Annotated in this window: 16 protein-coding genes; 6 read left to right on the top strand and 10 right to left on the bottom strand. The window is 45.7% G+C overall.

Annotation, left to right across the window (positions count from 1 at the left end; all coding sequences use genetic code 11):
• Positions 1–65: 65 nt before the first annotated feature.
• A complete protein-coding gene (locus ViNHUV68_RS00920; RefSeq protein WP_391088931.1) occupies positions 66–1,046 on the top strand; it encodes a diguanylate cyclase in 981 nt (326 codons plus the stop codon).
• A gap of 97 nt (positions 1,047–1,143) precedes the next feature.
• On the opposite strand, the gene ViNHUV68_RS00915 is transcribed toward ViNHUV68_RS00920, so the two are convergent.
• Positions 1,144–3,249, bottom strand: a complete 2,106-nt coding sequence (locus ViNHUV68_RS00915) for a M60 family metallopeptidase (RefSeq protein ID WP_391088929.1) — start codon at positions 3,247–3,249, stop codon at positions 1,144–1,146.
• Positions 3,250–3,557: 308 nt separating this feature from the next.
• On the bottom strand, positions 3,558–3,968 hold the full coding sequence (gene zntR, locus ViNHUV68_RS00910; protein ID WP_038175074.1) for a Zn(2+)-responsive transcriptional regulator: 411 nt from the start codon (positions 3,966–3,968) through the stop codon (positions 3,558–3,560).
• A gap of 283 nt (positions 3,969–4,251) precedes the next feature.
• On the opposite strand from zntR, the gene purH reads away from it, so the two are divergent.
• Both purH and purD read left to right on the top strand, forming a co-directional pair.
• A complete protein-coding gene (gene purH, locus ViNHUV68_RS00905) occupies positions 4,252–5,859 on the top strand; it encodes a bifunctional phosphoribosylaminoimidazolecarboxamide formyltransferase/IMP cyclohydrolase (RefSeq protein WP_391088927.1) in 1,608 nt (535 codons plus the stop codon).
• A gap of 220 nt (positions 5,860–6,079) precedes the next feature.
• Positions 6,080–7,369 carry a phosphoribosylamine--glycine ligase gene (gene purD / locus ViNHUV68_RS00900; protein WP_391088925.1) on the top strand — a complete coding sequence of 430 codons (1,290 nt, stop codon included), beginning with the start codon at positions 6,080–6,082 and terminating at the stop codon, positions 7,367–7,369.
• 86 nt (positions 7,370–7,455) lie between these two features.
• Here purD and ViNHUV68_RS00895 read toward each other — a convergent pair whose 3' ends face one another.
• Entirely contained in the window at positions 7,456–8,157 is a 702-nt protein-coding gene (locus ViNHUV68_RS00895) for a DUF1481 domain-containing protein (RefSeq protein ID WP_391090231.1), read from the bottom strand.
• Between the two features lie 87 nt (positions 8,158–8,244).
• On the bottom strand, positions 8,245–8,517 hold the full coding sequence (gene hupA, locus ViNHUV68_RS00890) for a nucleoid-associated protein HU-alpha (protein ID WP_021707210.1): 273 nt from the start codon (positions 8,515–8,517) through the stop codon (positions 8,245–8,247).
• A gap of 328 nt (positions 8,518–8,845) precedes the next feature.
• Here hupA and ViNHUV68_RS00885 point away from each other — a divergent pair, with 328 nt between their 5' ends.
• Positions 8,846–9,979: a CNNM domain-containing protein gene (locus ViNHUV68_RS00885; RefSeq protein WP_391088923.1), complete on the top strand. Its 1,134-nt coding sequence runs from the start codon at positions 8,846–8,848 to the stop codon at positions 9,977–9,979.
• A 48-nt stretch (positions 9,980–10,027) separates the two neighbouring features.
• Here the strand turns inward: ViNHUV68_RS00885 and ViNHUV68_RS00880 are convergent, their stop codons facing one another.
• Positions 10,028–10,615, bottom strand: coding sequence for a YjaG family protein (locus ViNHUV68_RS00880; protein ID WP_038175067.1), 588 nt, complete (start codon positions 10,613–10,615; stop codon positions 10,028–10,030).
• A gap of 70 nt (positions 10,616–10,685) precedes the next feature.
• On the opposite strand from ViNHUV68_RS00880, the gene ViNHUV68_RS00875 reads away from it, so the two are divergent.
• Both ViNHUV68_RS00875 and ViNHUV68_RS00870 read left to right on the top strand, forming a co-directional pair.
• Entirely contained in the window at positions 10,686–11,612 is a 927-nt protein-coding gene (locus ViNHUV68_RS00875) for an NAD(P)-dependent oxidoreductase (protein ID WP_391088921.1), read from the top strand.
• Positions 11,612–12,187: a uracil-DNA glycosylase family protein gene (locus tag ViNHUV68_RS00870; RefSeq protein WP_391088919.1), complete on the top strand. Its 576-nt coding sequence runs from the start codon at positions 11,612–11,614 to the stop codon at positions 12,185–12,187. The genes ViNHUV68_RS00875 and ViNHUV68_RS00870 overlap by 1 nt, the downstream gene beginning before the upstream one ends.
• Before the next feature lie 62 nt (positions 12,188–12,249).
• On the opposite strand, the gene groL is transcribed toward ViNHUV68_RS00870, so the two are convergent.
• The 5 genes from groL to ViNHUV68_RS00845 all read right to left on the bottom strand — a co-directional run bounded on the left by groL (position 12,250) and on the right by ViNHUV68_RS00845 (position 16,923).
• Positions 12,250–13,896 (bottom strand): chaperonin GroEL, encoded by a 1,647-nt coding sequence (gene groL / locus ViNHUV68_RS00865; RefSeq protein ID WP_038176163.1) that lies wholly within the window; start codon positions 13,894–13,896, stop codon positions 12,250–12,252.
• A gap of 76 nt (positions 13,897–13,972) precedes the next feature.
• Positions 13,973–14,263, bottom strand: coding sequence for a co-chaperone GroES (locus ViNHUV68_RS00860; protein ID WP_004410737.1), 291 nt, complete (start codon positions 14,261–14,263; stop codon positions 13,973–13,975).
• 343 nt (positions 14,264–14,606) lie between these two features.
• Positions 14,607–15,764 carry a Wzz/FepE/Etk N-terminal domain-containing protein gene (locus tag ViNHUV68_RS00855; RefSeq protein ID WP_391088916.1) on the bottom strand — a complete coding sequence of 386 codons (1,158 nt, stop codon included), beginning with the start codon at positions 15,762–15,764 and terminating at the stop codon, positions 14,607–14,609.
• Positions 15,765–15,865: 101 nt separating this feature from the next.
• Positions 15,866–16,192, bottom strand: coding sequence for a DUF3135 domain-containing protein (locus tag ViNHUV68_RS00850; protein ID WP_038176162.1), 327 nt, complete (start codon positions 16,190–16,192; stop codon positions 15,866–15,868).
• Between the two features lie 110 nt (positions 16,193–16,302).
• Positions 16,303–16,923, bottom strand: coding sequence for a helix-turn-helix transcriptional regulator (locus ViNHUV68_RS00845; protein ID WP_391088915.1), 621 nt, complete (start codon positions 16,921–16,923; stop codon positions 16,303–16,305).
• Between the last annotated feature and the right edge of the window lie 8 nt (positions 16,924–16,931).

Here is a 16,931-nt window from a genome sequence, read left to right as displayed (position 1 = left end):
TCGCAATTGCTTATGAAAAAGTGACCGATATAATGAAAAATCACACTGATTTTTGAGCGCTCTATATGATTGATATGCAAAAGGAAGAATGGCTAAGCATGATGCTTAGAGAACTACCTGATCGCTTATTGATCGTGAATGCCGCAGGAATCATTGTCGATGGCTTTGGTGGGGCCTCTTCATCAACTAGCCTGACTCAATCCCAAACCATCAATCATCACTATCGTCAGTTGTTATCACAGCCTGTAGCAGACACGTTCACCACTCACTTAACGCAAGCACTCACCAGCGGTCAAAAACAGCAATTTCACTACGCGATGCTCGCCTGTGATCAATTGCAGATGTCGATAAAGCAATTAGAAGCTTGGGATGGGGAAGAAGAAAAGTGGTTTGAAGCGAACCTAAAACCGATCACGCTTGCTAATGGTGCTCAGTATGTGTTGTGGCAAGAGCGTGAAATCACCCAAAGCTACTTAAAACAGGTCGAATTAACTAAGCTGGCCGAAACGGACGAATTGACCGGTATATTGAATCGTCGCGCCTTTATGATCAACTTAGAGCGGGCGTTCAATCAACCTCAGCCACAAGCTCTCACCTGCTTAATGATAGATATCGACCACTTTAAAGAGATTAACGATCAGGTTGGTCATTTATCTGGTGATGAAGTCATCACTCAAGTCGCTCATCTCTGCCACAAAATGATCCGTGCCAGTGACTATATTGGCCGTTTGGGGGGAGAAGAGTTTGGTATCGTACTAACCGATATTAACGCAATACAAGCGTACGATATTGCCGAGAGAATTCGCCACACCATTGAGTCAACACCATGTCATGTTGATGAGCACATCATTTATCCCACCGTGAGCATTGGTATCGCTGAACTGAATGGTCAAGTGTGTTCGGTAAGAGAGCTGCTAGTGCAAGCCGATAAAGCGATGTACTACTCGAAACAGACTGGGCGTAATCAAGTCACGCTATATTACGATAACCTGCCGACCATTAAGACCAACGCTAAATTGAAAGCCAAGATACTCAAAGCCTCTTAGCGTTCAATATTGCTATACCGAGCTGAGTCAGATGAGCGAATATAGTGTGGAATAAGAAAGCAGAGGTCTCCCATCTGCTTTCTTAAACTAGTAATAGTTAACAGGAAGTAACGTCAACTGAGCGCCATACTCCCCACTGACCTGTTGTTCCCGGCTCATCATTTTGAGTCCACCATTGGTTAATCCAATACTCACCATTCCAACTTACGACATTATTCGGCTGTGCATAGGTTTTGCCCGCTTGCCATGTTGGGCACTTAGAATCCGTATCAGGTAAAGTAACATTACCTTGTTCATCCACATTCTGAGTGATATCCACGTATGACGTATGGTTCAAACGACCATCACTAACGGTCAAACTAAATCGATACTGGGTCTTTTGCTGAATTTTAGGGAAAGTCACCGATGTTGTTGCTTCCGCTTGCTGAGCAATATCTGCCGTTGGTGAATGTGGAGATATCTGTTGCCAGTGATAACTCAATGTATCGCCATCCGCATCGAAAGACAGAGATCCATTAAGATTAATACTCTGCGAACCCATTATTTCTTCGCTGTCAGCTTGTATATTAGACACTGGCGCTTGATTACTATTTACGCCTCCATTTTCAGCACAACTTGCTGAGCTCTCTTCGCGCCACACACCCCACTGGCCTGTTGTTCCCGGCTCTTCACCACGAGTCCACCAACTGTTGCTCCAATTGCGATTATTCCACTCTACAACGGTACCAGGAGTCGCATAGATAGCACTTTGATCCCAGCTATCACATGAAGAGGTATTCTCAGCACTACTCTCTCCGTTATCCGTATCCGTATCGCCTTCTTCCAGAGAATAACTAAACTTGATATCGCTATCTCTATTTTCCCAAATAGGATCAGTCAATAAATTTAAGTCTTGCTGCGTTAACCAATAACGAGTATCTGAACTTAGCTCTAACCCCCACGCTTCGAAGAAGGGCGTTAAATTGTACCCACTACTCAAGCTAGCAAATCGAATAAAAGTTTGTTGCTTATCAACGTCAGACTTTGGTCTCTCAGATAGCGTTAAATCTCTGTAACGTTGAGCGAGATCTCGATAGAATGGTTTTCCAAAGGTAAGATCCAATTGCCAAAACATCGCCACTTTATCTAGCAATTTAGTCATACTGTTGAAGTCAGTTTTTGGTGTATTAAGTGTCGGTATCACTCGGTCCCAATGGCCACCTTTCTCCAAACGTGACTCATGACCCAGTGCTCGCTGGATGTAGAGTGAGGTCAAATTAACCGTCACCTCGGACAGACCTTTCCATTGCATCGAAGGTATCTGAAGAATATGCCCATATTCATGCCATGGCCCCCAACTTTTTCGGAACTGCTCCGCATCAATCACATCACGTATAGACCCTTTAGCTGAAGCGCCAAGGCGATAACGCCAAGCAAACATAGAGCCAGTAGACTTCGCTCCATCGGTATAATCGATAAAGTGAACTCTGGGTTGTTTATCAGCATTTGGCCACAAAGATAAATCATCCAATCCATATTGCTCTCGCCCTAGTTGAATGACCTCCTCCCATGTCTTTAACATTTCTGTTGGATGCTTTGTATACTTGATCGCATTGTCTCGAATCACTGTTGAGAAAAAATTGTCGCTAACAAAATGGACGTGGGGAGCATCAGGAAATGCATCTAACATCTGCTGAAAATCACTATCGGAGTGCTGACCTAAAACAAACATCGGCATTGGTCTTCCGCCACTAGCGAGGGTGACCTCTACATTCGATCCAACCACAGATTCGTTGTCAGTTACAATATAGATTTCGCCATCCGTTTCAGCTTGAATAGAGTTCAACCCGGGTTGCAGCGCCACTTTTTGCGCACCACTATAGTCATAAGTGCTATCGGTACGATTAAGAAGATAGATCTTCGCACTCACTCCCTCAGCCGACGCTAGCTCAACCGTAAGACTATCTCCGGCTTTGGCCCAAAAACCCGTCGGCTGCAAAGGAGACATCGCCCAACGAAAACCCAATGAACGCTTAATACTATGTACATTACCAAATTGAAGAGCAGAGATTGTGCGAGATGGCATAATCGTACTCTGAAGTGAATTTTGAACTGTACTATGGGTAACATTGCTTTGTGTAACATCACCTGCAACTGCAATTGTAGTATTAGCGAGCAAACCTAAGGAGGCAGACACAGCACAAGTAAGTAATTTTTTTTTCATTACGGCATCCTAAAAACCAATAAAAACATTGTTCATTTATGCTTAAAAACACTGATTATTTTTTGTCCAAGCATTCGTGTTTGCGAGGTTAAGTACTCTATGCAACGAATCACAAACAACGTCTTATTTAATGTTCAGCGAAGTAACAGAACAATGAAATCCGTGTTTCAGGCAAAATTAGGGATGCAACTCACGCTTTGCCGATACACTACAAAAATTGGTAATACATTGACATATAAAATATTTATCAATAGCAATGATGGTAAAAATCACTTAATTGGCAATACTGCCATTGAGAAGAAGTTAGACTAGGCGTCGTTAGCATCCAACGCCGTCAGAATAGAGCAGTGGCTTGCATCATCATTATCATGACCACAACAAGCATCATTGATTTTCTTTAACGCGCTGCGTATGCGTGTCAGTTCATTAATTTTTTCATCAATCACCAACAATTTAGCACTGGTGATGGCCTTCACTTCAAAGCAACTGTGCTCAGTCGCCTCCAGCTTGATTTCTAGCAACTCGCGAATCTCATCGAGACTCAAACCTAAATCCTTCGCTTTTAGAATAAAGCTGACTTGTTTTTGGTTTTCTTGGTTATACAAACGATAGCCTGACTCACTGCGACCCGCTGGCTTAAGCAGCCGATTTTTCTCATAAAAACGCAACGTGTCGGCGGTTACATTGCAGCGTTTTGCCAATTCTCCAATCTGAAACATAAACTTCCCTATTAACGCTTTCGTTACGTTTGCCATCAAAACTCGCGGTTTTTACAATTATTTTTGCGATGCCAAACGATTGCGCGAGCTTTTTTGTAATAAATTAGTTAGAATGTGCGCCATCAAACTCAGAGACTGACTTTTCATCATTGATGATGGCAAAGGTCTTTACCAAAACTGGCCAATATCTTACCTTTTCTCGATAACAAAGCGTAAGAACAAGTTCATTTTTGGCAAATATCTTTATTACGTATTAACTCTGTGACTTTGAGGAAATGGAAGCATGACTATCGCTCGTCCTATTCGCCGCGCTTTGATTAGCGTATCAGACAAAACTGGTATCGTAGAATTTGCCAAGGCTCTTGCTGAGCGTGGCGTAGATATTCTATCAACAGGTGGCACAGCCCGCCTTCTAGCGCAGCAAGGCATCTCAGTAACCGAAGTCTCAGACTACACCGGTTTCCCTGAAATGATGGACGGTCGCGTGAAAACGCTTCACCCAAAAGTTCACGGTGGTGTGCTTGGTCGTCGTGGTCAAGATGATGACGTGATGGAAAAGCATGGCATCAACCCAATCGACATGGTTGTTGTTAACCTTTACCCATTCGCAGAAACCGTTGCTAAAGAAGATTGCACCCTTGCTGACGCGGTTGAGAACATCGACATCGGTGGCCCAACAATGGTTCGCTCTGCAGCAAAAAACCACAAAGACGTCACTATCGTCGTGAACGCACACGACTACGACCGCGTTATCACAGAGATGGATGCTAACGATAAGTCTCTAACGCTAGAAACTCGTTTCGACCTTGCTATCGCGGCATTCGAGCACACTGCATCTTACGATGGCATGATCGCCAACTACTTCGGCACTATGGTTCCATCTTACGGTGCCTCCTCTACAACAGAAAGCAAGGAAGGTGATGAAGAGAGCAAGTTCCCTCGCACGTTCAACCAGCAGTTTATCAAGAAGCAAGACATGCGCTACGGTGAGAACAGCCACCAAGATGCCGCTTTCTATGTAGAAGCCAACCCTGAAGAAGCTTCTGTATCAACGGCTCGCCAGATCCAAGGTAAAGCCCTTTCTTACAATAATATCGCCGATACTGACGCAGCACTTGAGTGCGTGAAAGAGTTCGACCAGCCAGCTTGTGTCATCGTTAAGCACGCTAACCCATGTGGTGTAGCACTCGGTAGCAACATCTTAGAAGCATACGATCGTGCATACAAAACTGACCCAACGTCTGCATTCGGCGGCATCATCGCCTTCAACCAAGAGCTAGACGCTGCAACAGCAACCGCTATTGTTGAGCGCCAGTTCGTTGAAGTGATTATCGCCCCTTCGGTTTCAGCTGAAGCGGTAGAAGTTGTAGCGGCGAAGAAAAATGTTCGTCTGCTTGAGTGTGGTGAATGGTCAACCAAGACAACTGGTTTTGACCTGAAACGCGTAAATGGCGGCTTACTGGTGCAAGATCGCGACCAAGGTATGGTGAGCCTAGATGACCTTAAAGTGGTTTCTAAGCGTCAACCAACGGAAGAAGAGCTAAAAGATGCCCTATTCTGCTGGAAAGTCGCCAAATACGTAAAATCTAACGCGATTGTTTACTCAAAAGGCGACATGACGATTGGTGTTGGCGCCGGCCAAATGAGCCGTGTTTATTCAGCCAAGATCGCTGGCATTAAAGCTGCTGACGAAGGTCTGCAAGTTGAAGGTTGTGTGATGGCCTCTGACGCTTTCTTCCCATTCCGTGACGGCATTGATGCTGCAGCACAAGCAGGGATTAAGTGTGTGATTCAACCAGGCGGCTCTATGCGTGATGATGAAGTTATCGCCGCTGCAGATGAACATGGTATGGCGATGATCTTTACTGGGATGCGTCACTTCCGTCACTAGAAAGAGGTCCTAGTTCCTAGGGATAGGAGGCGAGTTGCTAGCACCTAGCTCCTGGAGAGGACTCTCTCGGAGCTAGGCGAAATAGCAATGACTTGTCGTCATTCTGAACAGCGAGGCACGAGCGTGATTCAGAATCCATTGACGCGAATGTAATTACTAGATTCCAGATAACTCGTTCCTCGTTTCTGGAATGACAAAATTTAGTTTTAAGGAATTAGATATGCGAGTTTTAATTATTGGTGCTGGCGGTCGTGAACATGCGCTAGGTTGGAAAGCAGCACAAAACCCAAATGTTGAGACAGTCTTCATTGCACCAGGTAACGCAGGTACTGCACTTGAGCCTAAACTGGAGAACGTCAACATTGGCGTTGAAGACATCGCTGGTTTAGTCGCATTTGCGCAAGAGAAGAAAATCGAACTGACCATCGTAGGCCCTGAAGCGCCATTGGTTATCGGTGTGGTTGACGCCTTCCGCGAAGTAGGCCTACCTATCTTTGGTCCAACTCAAGCGGCCGCGCAGCTTGAAGGCTCGAAAGCCTTCACTAAAGACTTTTTAGCACGTCACGATATCCCAACGGGTCACTACGCAAATTTCACTGAGATTGAGCCAGCACTGGCTTACGTTCGCGAGCAAGGTGCGCCTATCGTGGTTAAGGCCGACGGTCTGGCGGCTGGTAAGGGTGTTATCGTGGCAATGACCCTTGCAGAAGCCGAAGACGCCATTAAAGACATGTTGGCAGGTAATGCCTTTGGCGAAGCGGGCAGCCGCGTTGTTATCGAAGAGTTTCTTGAAGGCGAAGAAGCCAGCTTCATCGTTATGGTTGATGGCTCTAGCGTGCTTCCTATGGCCACCAGCCAAGACCACAAACGTGTGGGCGACAAAGATACCGGTCCTAACACTGGCGGCATGGGTGCCTACTCGCCAGCGCCAGTGGTAACACCTGAAATCCACAATCGTATCCTTGAAGAGGTTATCTACCCAACGGTTCGTGGTATGGATGCAGAAGGCGCAACTTACACGGGTTTCCTCTACGCGGGCCTGATGATCGATAAAGACGGCACACCAAAAGTGATCGAGTACAACTGCCGCTTTGGTGATCCAGAGACGCAGCCTATCATGATGCGTATGGAATCGGATCTTGTTGAGCTATGTTTAATGGCGATTGACGAGAAGCTCGACGAAGCAGAATCGAAATGGGATCCACGCGCGTCTATCGGTGTTGTTCTTGCCGCTGGCGGTTACCCTGCTGATTATGCAAAAGGTGATGTTATTTCACTGCCAACAAGTGAAGTTGAAGGACAGAAAATCTTCCACGCGGGTACAACAAATAACGAGGCTGGCGACGTTGTGACAAACGGCGGTCGTGTTCTTTGTGCCACGGCACTTGGTAACACGGTTTCTGAGGCTCAGGAACGCGCCTACGCGTTAACTAAGCAAGTTAGCTGGAACGGCATGTTCCATCGCAATGACATTGGCTACCGAGCGATTGAACGCGAACAGCAGCAATAAATCTTAAGCTTCGAGCAGCGTATAATTAAAAAGGCTTGGTCATAAGACCAAGCCTTTTTGCTGTTTGATATTTTGATTGAAGCACTCTACAACTCGTCTTCAATCAAACTAGGCTGCTCGATACAGTCATGATCATCATCAGCGAGCATCAGAAGCTGATTAACCACAATCTTGCTATTGCGTGTGGCGCCCAAAAAAGCGACGTAACTGTCTAGCGTCGAAAGGCGATTCACCACAAAACTTGGCAATGTCTCATTAAATTCTACTTGGTCGTAGCTTCGTCCCGAGCAGGTCTCAAAGGTCGAACCATCCCAATAGCCCTGAATTAATTTTAATCCATTACTTGATTGGCTTTTCGTCAGCGGTGGGATATTGCGCGCTTCTTGCTGTAGCCATTGCAACTTATCATTTTTAAGCGGCAGTACCTTACCATCAAGGCGATACTGCTGATAAATCGCATCACCTTGCTTATCGAAACGCACATGAATACGGTACGGCACTAAAACGAGGTTATCTTTTAACTGCTCACCTTGGCGAATCAGCTCTCTTAGGTTGCCATCACTCCAGCGATAGTCGCTTTGATACCAACCATAGTCTCCGGCGCTGACATAGTCTCCGGCAGAATAAGGAAAGGTCGCTCGCTCGGTATACCAGTATAAGCTGGTTGCATCACCGATGGTTTGCCCCCCTGTGTAGTTGGAAAACTGCTCAAGACTAGCGGTTGTCACCTGTGATGAACAGCCAACAACAAGAGCAGTAACCAATGCAGAGGTCAGTAATTTTTTCATCGTCATAAAATAAATATACGCCAAGATAGAGACTACCTTGGCGTATTATATACAGTTTGAGTTTAAAACTCTGGATTCAGTAATAAATTATTTTACTGCATCTTTAAGTGCTTTGCCTGCTACGAATGCTGGTACGTTTGCAGCAGCGATTTGAATTTCAGCACCAGTTTTTGGGTTGCGGCCAGTACGAGCTGCACGGTGGTTAACTTTGAATGTACCAAAACCAATTAGTTGAACCTGGTCACCCTCTTTAAGTGCATCAGTCACACCATCAAGAGTTGCTTCAAGAGCAGCCTTAGCTTGTGCTTTAGATAGGTCTGCTTTTTCTGCGATAAAGTCGATTAATTGGGTCTTGTTCATTAGGTTTCCCTTCTCATATGTTATCGAATTCAGCTCACTCTAAAGCATAAATGCCCCATCTGGCAAAGGTTTGTAAGCGATCTTTCGCTCTCATGACGTACTTTTAACCATAATCTGAGTATTAACTCACAATTTGTTACTCTATCAACAAACGTTAATACTTGTTTTTAACCACTTTTAGCCTTATTTATTAACCTGCAAAAGCTCAAGATGCCTGTTATTGTGGGGCTTAAAGCGAATATAAAACGCTCATATCAATAATGCACAGGTAAGAGAAGCACCCCTTCTCTTGCAAAGTTAGATGCGAGTGAACTGACATAGGACATTTATGTTTCTGCTAACTCTATACGTTTCAATTGCCATTGGCGTATCGTTTATATGCTCCGTTTTAGAAGCGGTGTTACTGAGTATTACGCCAAGTTACTTAGCTCAGCTTCGCCAACAAGATCACCCTGCTGCCGATAAGCTCAGCAAGCTTAAAGCAGATATCGATCGCCCCTTAGCGTCGATTCTGACTCTGAACACCATTGCGCACACCATTGGTGCCGCCAGTGCTGGTGCTCAGGCGACTGTCGTATTTGGCAGTGAGTGGTTGGGGGTGTTCTCAGGCGTATTAACCCTAGGTATTTTGGTGCTGTCGGAAATTGTGCCAAAGACCATTGGCGCGACTTACTGGCGTCAACTTGCTCCGGCAGCGGCAGTTATACTGCGCTGGATGGTGTGGGCACTGACCCCGTTTGTGTGGTTTTCAGAGCAAATCACCAAACGTCTTGCTCGTGGCCATCAGCCACCGAAAATGCGTGACGAGTTATCTGCGATGGCGATCTTAGCGCGTGAAAGTGGCGAGTTTGCTGAAGGTGAATCAAAAATTCTCACCAACCTGCTCGGCATTCAAGATGTGCCAGTCACTCAAGTGATGACGCCGCGCCCGGTGGTATTTCGTGTCAATGCAGAAACAACCATTGATGATTTTCTCATTGAGCATAAAGATACCCCGTTTTCGCGCCCATTGGTGTATAGCCAATCGAAAGACAACATCCTTGGCTTCGTCCATCGACTTGAGCTGTTCAAATTGCAGCAAGCTGGTCACGGAAACAAACCGCTTGGCACATTTATGCGCCCTCTGCATGTGTTGCTGAATACCATGAGGTTGCCGAAAGCATTTGAACAGATGATGACAAACCGCCTACAGCTGGCAATGATTGTCGATGAGTACGGCACCATTCAGGGTATTTTGACATTGGAAGATGTCTTCGAGCACTTGGTCGGAGAGAAAATTGTCGATGAAGCCGACCACGCGACAGACATGCAAGAGCTCGCTTTTGAACGTTGGGAGCGCTGGAAAGAAACTCACGGCGTGATTGAGAGCCGCGATGACGATGAGGACGAAGATGAATCGGCCGCTCAAATCGAGGCCAGCCCAACAGAGGATCAACCCCTGAATCAGAGCAAAGAGCCGTAGACCCAGTGGCGAGCTTCGAGAAACTCGGAGCTCGTCGCTAATAACCTTCTAAATTTGAACCCCAATATTACTCACGCCTTCATCGCGCAACTCAGAACGCAGGTCTTTAATCAGGTCAATATCACGCTCTTCGGCTTCTCGTAACGGCCTAAAAATCGCCCACTGAACATCCCACTCAGCGCAGACCGATTCATTCTGCTTTTGGTTTTCATTAGTGATCGCTTCACCGCTTTGCGCTTCTTCTAGCTGGGCAACAGTCATGACTGACTGCTGACTGACCTTATGCATGTTTTCATACAGATAATCGCGATCAAGCAGGCCATGTAGCAAATGAGACAAAGAGACACAGGCGTCAATCGCCGGGTAAACACCATAAAACTCAAAATCTTCCGAGCTTGGAATGATCTCTTCTAACTTCTCTAGCTGATGCTCAAAGTTAACCTTGGCGGTTTTTACCGTCAGTTGCTCCCAAATACTATCGATAATATCGCGATAGACTCGCGCTTGTGCAAACTGGGTGCTATCACAAAACATGGCGTAGTTTGGGTACATGCGTTCACACAGACAGGCCATAAAGGTAATCTGTTTCCAGGGTTCTAACTTCTCAAGGCGAAGTTGAAGAGGATTCTGTAGCATAGAGACTCATTGGTTGCTGAAATAGACAGCGAGAGTTTACTTGATAACCAACAGGGAAAAAAGCAAGCTGATGAACAATTTTACTCATAACCTCTACCTGATGACGGAACACAACGACAAGTACCAGCAGTTACTTGAGCAAGCCGCACTGCCCGACTTAGCGATCACCTCAGATCCAAGCCAAGCAACCATCCTACTCGCTTCACCACCCAAAGCGGCCAAGCGCATCAATGAGTTTTCGCATATTGAGTGGATACAGTCGATTTACGCTGGCGTCGATGCTCTCGTCCCCAAACTCAATCAATTTGAAGGCCAACTGACGAATGTCAAAGGCATCTTTGGCCAGCAAATTAGCGAGTATGTTCTGGGGTATTGCATCGAGCATTATCGTCACTTTAATCATTACCGCCATCAGCAGAGCCAATGTCAGTGGGCGCCCAAGCCTTATCAATCGCTAACCGGAAAAAAGATGGTGATTCTGGGCACAGGATCAATTGGCGCCTACCTTGCTCAAGCGGTCAAAACGTTGGCCATTGAACCGATCGGAGTCAATCGTAGTGGCATCCCAACGAAACACTCCCCTTTTGCTGCCACCTACCATATTCAAGAGCTCGCGACCGCCCTCGCGCAAGCCGATATTGTCGTCAACACCTTACCCAACACTCCAGAAACTCATCATATTCTAAATAGCGAGAGTTTAGCGCACTGCAACAATGTACTGCTGTTTAATGTTGGACGAGGTAATGCGATTCACCAAGCGGGACTGCTCGAAGCGCTCAACAATGGCGCCGTCGAGCACGCCTTTGTTGATGTTTTTGAACAAGAACCTCTCGACGAGCAACACCCTTATTGGCAACAGGAGAACCTGACCGTCACACCTCACATTGCCGCCGTTAGCTTTCCAGAGCAGGTTATCGAGATCTTTACTGACAATTACCAACGTTGGCGAGATGGCTTTAGCTTGGTCAATACTATCGATATCAATAAAGGTTACTGATGCTAGACAAGCTATTAAGTGAAGTGAGAGCCTGTCGTCTATGCGAGCCGCACCTACCACTAGGCGCAAATCCGATCATTCAGGCTTCTCAATCGGCAAAGTTACTCATTATTGGTCAAGCCCCAGGAACAAAAGTTCACCATAGCTCAATTGCGTGGAATGATCCCAGTGGTGATCGCTTGAGAGAATGGCTGCAACTCGATAAAGACACCTTTTACGACCCAAGACAAGTGGCAATCATGCCGATGGGATTGTGCTATCCGGGCAAAGGCAACAGTGGTGATTTGCCGCCGCGAAAGGAGTGCGCGCCCAAATGGCATCAGCCCATACTCGACCAACTACCTAACATCACGATGACGCTCTTGATTGGTCAGTATGCCCAGAACTATTATCTAAAAGATAAACCCAAGACACTGACTGAAACGGTACAACAATGGCATCGCTGGGCACCAAGCTATTTACCACTACCGCATCCATCACCAAGAAATACCCTTTGGCTAAAGAAGAACCCTTGGTTTGAGCAAGAAGTGGTGGCTTTTATTCGTGACTATGTGCATCAGAATTTAAGGACTTAGAAAAACAAAAACGGAGACCGAAGTCTCCGTTTTCAGTTTCACTATGAATAGCAAGGGGGTGATTACATCATACCGCCCATACCACCCATGCCACCCATGCCGCCCATATCAGGCATTGCTGAAGAGTCTTTAGCTGGTAGGTCTGTAACCATCGCTTCTGTTGTGATCATAAGACCAGCAACCGATGCCGCGAACTGAAGTGCACTGCGAGTCACTTTAGTTGGGTCTAGAATACCCATTTCAAGCATATCGCCGTACTCACCCGTTGCAGCGTTGTAACCGTAGCTACCGTCACCCGCTTTAACGTTGTTAGCAACCACTGAGTCTTCATCACCAGCGTTCTTAGTGATTTGACGAAGTGGTGATTCCATTGCACGCAGTGCAACGCGAATACCAACGTTTTGATCTTCGTTGTCACCTTCTAGATCAACAATCTTAGAAGCAGCGCGGATAAGAGCCACACCACCACCAGCAACAACACCTTCTTCAACCGCAGCGCGAGTCGCATGCAATGCATCTTCTACGCGGTCTTTCTTCTCTTTCATTTCAACTTCAGTTGCAGCGCCAACTTTGATCACAGCAACACCGCCCGCGAGCTTAGCAACGCGTTCTTGCAGTTTCTCTTTGTCGTAATCTGAAGTCGCTTCTTCGATTTGCTGACGAATTTGCGTCACGCGACCTTGGATCATCGCTTCTTCACCCATACCATCGATGATGGTGGTGTTTTCTTTAGTGATCGCAATACGTTTCGCTTGACCTAGGTCTTCTAGTACTACTTTTTCAAGCTCTAGACCCACTTCTTCAGAAATCACCGTACCGCCAGTTAGAACCGCAATGTCTTGTAGCATGGCTTTACGACGGTCACCGAAACCAGGCGCTTTCACTGCCGCGACTTTCACGATACCGCGCATGTTGTTGACAACCAGTGTTGCTAGCGCTTCGCCTTCAACATCTTCCGCAATGATCAATAACGGACGTGACGCTTTTGCTACCGCTTCTAATGTCGGTAGAAGCTCACGAATGTTAGATACTTTCTTGTCGATCAGAAGAATGAATGGGTTTTCTAGTTCAACAGAACCCGCTTCTTGGTTGTTGATGAAGTAAGGTGACAGGTAACCGCGGTCAAACTGCATACCTTCTACCACATCAAGCTCATCTTGCAGCGCTTGACCTTCTTCAACCGTGATAACACCATCACGACCAACTTTGTCCATCGCTTCTGCAATGATGTTACCAACACTGACGTCAGAGTTTGCAGAGATAGTACCGACTTGCGCGATAGCTTTGGTGTCTTCACATGGTACAGACAGCTTTTTCAGCTCTTCAACTGCAGCAATAACGGCTTTATCAATACCACGTTTAAGGTCCATTGGGTTCATGCCCGCTGCAACCGCTTTAAGGCCTTCAGTAATGATAGATTGCGCTAGAACTGTCGCAGTAGTTGTACCATCACCAGCAGCGTCGTTTGCTTGAGACGCGACTTCTTTTACCATTTGCGCGCCCATGTTCTGGAACTTGTCTTCAAGTTCGATTTCACGTGCGACTGATACACCATCTTTTGTGATAGTTGGTGCACCAAAAGATTTGTCTAGCACCACGTTACGGCCTTTAGGACCGAGCGTTACTTTTACAGCGTCAGCGAGAACGTTGACACCTTCTAGCATTTTAATACGTGCGTCATTACCAAATTTAACGTCTTTAGCAGCCATCTTTAGTTTCCTTTTCTAAATTCTTTGGTTGGATTAATGCTTGAACTTGAGCAAAAAATTACTCAATGATTGCTATTTATTCAACGATTGCCATGATGTCGTTTTCAGACATTACCAGCACTTCTTTACCGTCGATTTTTTCAGTTTTGGTACCGTAGCCTTCAGCGAAGATTACCGTATCACCAACTTTAACGTCCAACGGTAGCACTGTACCGTTTTCTAGGATGCGGCCTTTACCTACAGCAAGAACAACACCGCGAGTAGATTTCTCTGCGGCAGAACCAGTAAGAACAATACCACCCGCTGATTTAGACTCAACTTCTTGGCGTTCTACAATAACTCGGTCGTGTAATGGACGAATGTTCATTGGTCGTCTTCTCCTGAAAATTTCCATGTTGATGTGATAATGCCTTGAACAGGCGCCAAAGCCTTGTGGTAGTTATATGAGGGGCAATCAAGACAAACCCAAGGGGCAAAGCGAAGTTTTTTGTGATCAAGGTTAGATTTGAGTGATGAGTTAGAAAAGCGGGCTAAAGAGGACGTCATTCTGAACAGGGAGGTACGAACGTGATTCAGAATCTGGTTTCACAGACTCCACATTAATTCACCATATGCCACATTAGATTCCGGATAACTCGTCCCTCGTTTCCGGAATGACGGGGGCTAATAGCTGAGAGGCTAACGATGAGTGTCAACCTCTCATGTTAAGGTTACGCTTGTTCTTCGCGGCGGAAAGCGAAACGGACCAACACAATCGCCACACCTAGCATACCACCAAGCAGTGTTCCCAAAACTGCGATGAGGGCACGTTTAGGCTTATCACGCGTAATTGGCTGCTCTACATTTTCTAAGAAACGAAATGTTTGGAACTGAATTGAGCGATCAATGGCTAAGTTTTCTAACATAGCAAGTTTTGCATCAATCTGCTGCAGGCGAGGTTCAACAACACTTAAATTTTTCAAAGACTTTAATGCGGTTACTTTTGCCGCTAACGCTTTAGCACCTAAATCAATAGCAAATACTTCGTTATTACTGTTAGTTTGAATCGGTTGTTCAACACCTGCCGCTTGAGCGATATCTAGCGCATATTTTGCTCGCTCAGCTTCTACTAATAGCTTATTCGATGCCTGTGTCTCTAAAATGCGTTTCTGTTGGACAAGTTCGTTACGCTTACCGCTTATGATGGCATCTAGATTATTGAGGGCATCTTGATGTGCTTTTTGTTTAATCACTTCAATGTAAGAATTGAGCAAACTAAAGCTGCTTTCCTTAGTCGTTGCCTGAAAAGCGATATTATAAGGAACACTTTCTGATATGTTTTTTTCCGCTGTAGCGGTTATTTTTTTAAACCATTCTGCGTAGAGTTTTCGTTGGGCCTCTAAAGCTACCTCACTCTCTACATCTACACCTACATCTAACTCTAATTTAGCTTTAAATGCTTTAAACTCTTCGCTTGAGTCCAAAAATTCTCGCTTGCTATTACTAGAGTTAAACGAATCAATAAATCGCTGAAATAGCTCTTCTGTATCGACTAAGTCATTCAGCTCTTCACTAACCAAAACAGTGCCATCTTCCTGATAGATATCAAACACAGGCTGAAACTGTTTTACCTGTTGCTGATAAGCCGCAATATCTTGAGGTTGAGGTTGAGAAACTTTGGCATTAGACGACCACCACTCTTGAGAATTTAACGCAAATAACACGGCGAAAGCCGCAAAAATAACGGTAGAAGCCATAATGATAACCTTTCCATCCCACAAAGCCTTAAAAAGCTCTCTGAGATCGATTTCATCATTTGTTTGAAAAGAATTCGGCACTTGAGGTGGATAAGACGGATTAGTTACTGAGTGTTGATTTTGCCCGCTCACATTAATTCCTTTAATACGCTACATGTAAGAATAGTTAATTAGTTGCCAGTGTAGCATATATGCGGTCAGCGAAGGTAGCGGATGAAGTTACTGTGAATCAACTAGCGCCATTGATCAAAAGGGATAATCTCGGCTTTTGGTCTAGAATCAACATCCCTGTCGAGCACATCTTGGAATTTGACCATTTGCGATACCAGTTCACGCATCAAAACCACATTGGCATGGTTAGGATTTTTACAATTACCCACCACACGATCGATGTGGCTTTGCTGCGCCCAAAGCCGATCTTGCATTGGTTCAGAGGCCGATTGAATTAGCTCTTGGCACATTTGATGTTTAAACTGAGCAAAAGCAATCGGATTACTTTCTGCTAGCGCCATTAACTCATCAAATGACGGAAGGGTTTGGTTAATTAACGGTGAGTTCATGCTGCCTCCTCTAGTGTTGATTAAACTATCAACACCACTATTAAAAATAGTCGAAAAAAGCGCAATTGTGTATTGAGGAACTTGATGTCCTAGCAATGATACAGGGGGAGCTATACCAAGCTGTTGATTTTATAAACGCAGCGTCGTTGACCTTCGACGATATGTTCTGTGCGCTCGATGTGAAATTTATCGCCAAGCAGGCGCTGAAAGATATTGAGCTCTGACTGACATAAACTGGGGCAACGAGTGGCGGCTTTACAGATTGGGCAATGGTTTTCGATCAATAAAAAGCTCTCACCCCACGTTTCTAGCTCGGCCATATAACCGTCTTGCTGGCGAAGAGAGACTAATCGATGCAGCTTTTGTTCAAGGGTTTGACATTGCTCCAACTCGGAGGAATAGAGGCGGTAGGTTTTGGCTTCACGTTCATCGGCGACTTTTTGTAGCCCTTCTACGCCGAACAAGGTTTCAACCGCTTCAAGCATTTGAATCGTCAACTCACCATGGCGATCGGTGAACTGAGCGTGCCCCTTTGGCGTCAAAGACCAGTGACGAGTTGGGCGGCCAACTTTCACCTTTACGTCTTCAAACGCGAGCAACCCGTCATCTTCAAGCCCTTGCAAATGTTGGCGTGCGCCCATAGTGGTCATCGCTAATTCATCGGCGATTTGCTTTGCGGTCACCGCACCACTACGCTTAACGGTTTGTAGTATTCTCTCGACGCTTTTCATGTTTGCTC

It is taken from the genome of Vibrio sp. NH-UV-68 (assembly GCF_042940635.1).
Lineage (GTDB): Bacteria > Pseudomonadota > Gammaproteobacteria > Enterobacterales > Vibrionaceae > Vibrio > Vibrio pacinii.
The sequence above is the reverse complement of the archived record's forward strand: the minus strand, read 5'-3'. Positions and strand labels throughout refer to the sequence as shown.

What these genes read in the sequence shown, in the direction of transcription:
- ViNHUV68_RS00885 (WP_391088923.1), top strand. Translation starts at nt 8,846, where the DNA reads ATGTTTCTGCTAACTCTATACGTTTCAATTGCCATTGGCGTATCGTTT.
- purD (WP_391088925.1), top strand. Translation starts at nt 6,080, where the DNA reads ATGCGAGTTTTAATTATTGGTGCTGGCGGTCGTGAACATGCGCTAGGT.
- groL (WP_038176163.1), bottom strand. Translation starts at nt 13,896, where the DNA reads ATGGCTGCTAAAGACGTTAAATTTGGTAATGACGCACGTATTAAAATG.
- purH (WP_391088927.1), top strand. Translation starts at nt 4,252, where the DNA reads ATGACTATCGCTCGTCCTATTCGCCGCGCTTTGATTAGCGTATCAGAC.
- zntR (WP_038175074.1), bottom strand. Translation starts at nt 3,968, where the DNA reads ATGTTTCAGATTGGAGAATTGGCAAAACGCTGCAATGTAACCGCCGAC.
- ViNHUV68_RS00850 (WP_038176162.1), bottom strand. Translation starts at nt 16,192, where the DNA reads ATGAACTCACCGTTAATTAACCAAACCCTTCCGTCATTTGATGAGTTA.
- ViNHUV68_RS00880 (WP_038175067.1), bottom strand. Translation starts at nt 10,615, where the DNA reads ATGCTACAGAATCCTCTTCAACTTCGCCTTGAGAAGTTAGAACCCTGG.
- ViNHUV68_RS00895 (WP_391090231.1), bottom strand. Translation starts at nt 8,157, where the DNA reads ATGAAAAAATTACTGACCTCTGCATTGGTTACTGCTCTTGTTGTTGGC.
- ViNHUV68_RS00915 (WP_391088929.1), bottom strand. Translation starts at nt 3,249, where the DNA reads ATGAAAAAAAAATTACTTACTTGTGCTGTGTCTGCCTCCTTAGGTTTG.
- ViNHUV68_RS00870 (WP_391088919.1), top strand. Translation starts at nt 11,612, where the DNA reads ATGCTAGACAAGCTATTAAGTGAAGTGAGAGCCTGTCGTCTATGCGAG.
- ViNHUV68_RS00860 (WP_004410737.1), bottom strand. Translation starts at nt 14,263, where the DNA reads ATGAACATTCGTCCATTACACGACCGAGTTATTGTAGAACGCCAAGAA.
- hupA (WP_021707210.1), bottom strand. Translation starts at nt 8,517, where the DNA reads ATGAACAAGACCCAATTAATCGACTTTATCGCAGAAAAAGCAGACCTA.
- ViNHUV68_RS00875 (WP_391088921.1), top strand. Translation starts at nt 10,686, where the DNA reads ATGAACAATTTTACTCATAACCTCTACCTGATGACGGAACACAACGAC.
- ViNHUV68_RS00920 (WP_391088931.1), top strand. Translation starts at nt 66, where the DNA reads ATGATTGATATGCAAAAGGAAGAATGGCTAAGCATGATGCTTAGAGAA.
- ViNHUV68_RS00845 (WP_391088915.1), bottom strand. Translation starts at nt 16,923, where the DNA reads ATGAAAAGCGTCGAGAGAATACTACAAACCGTTAAGCGTAGTGGTGCG.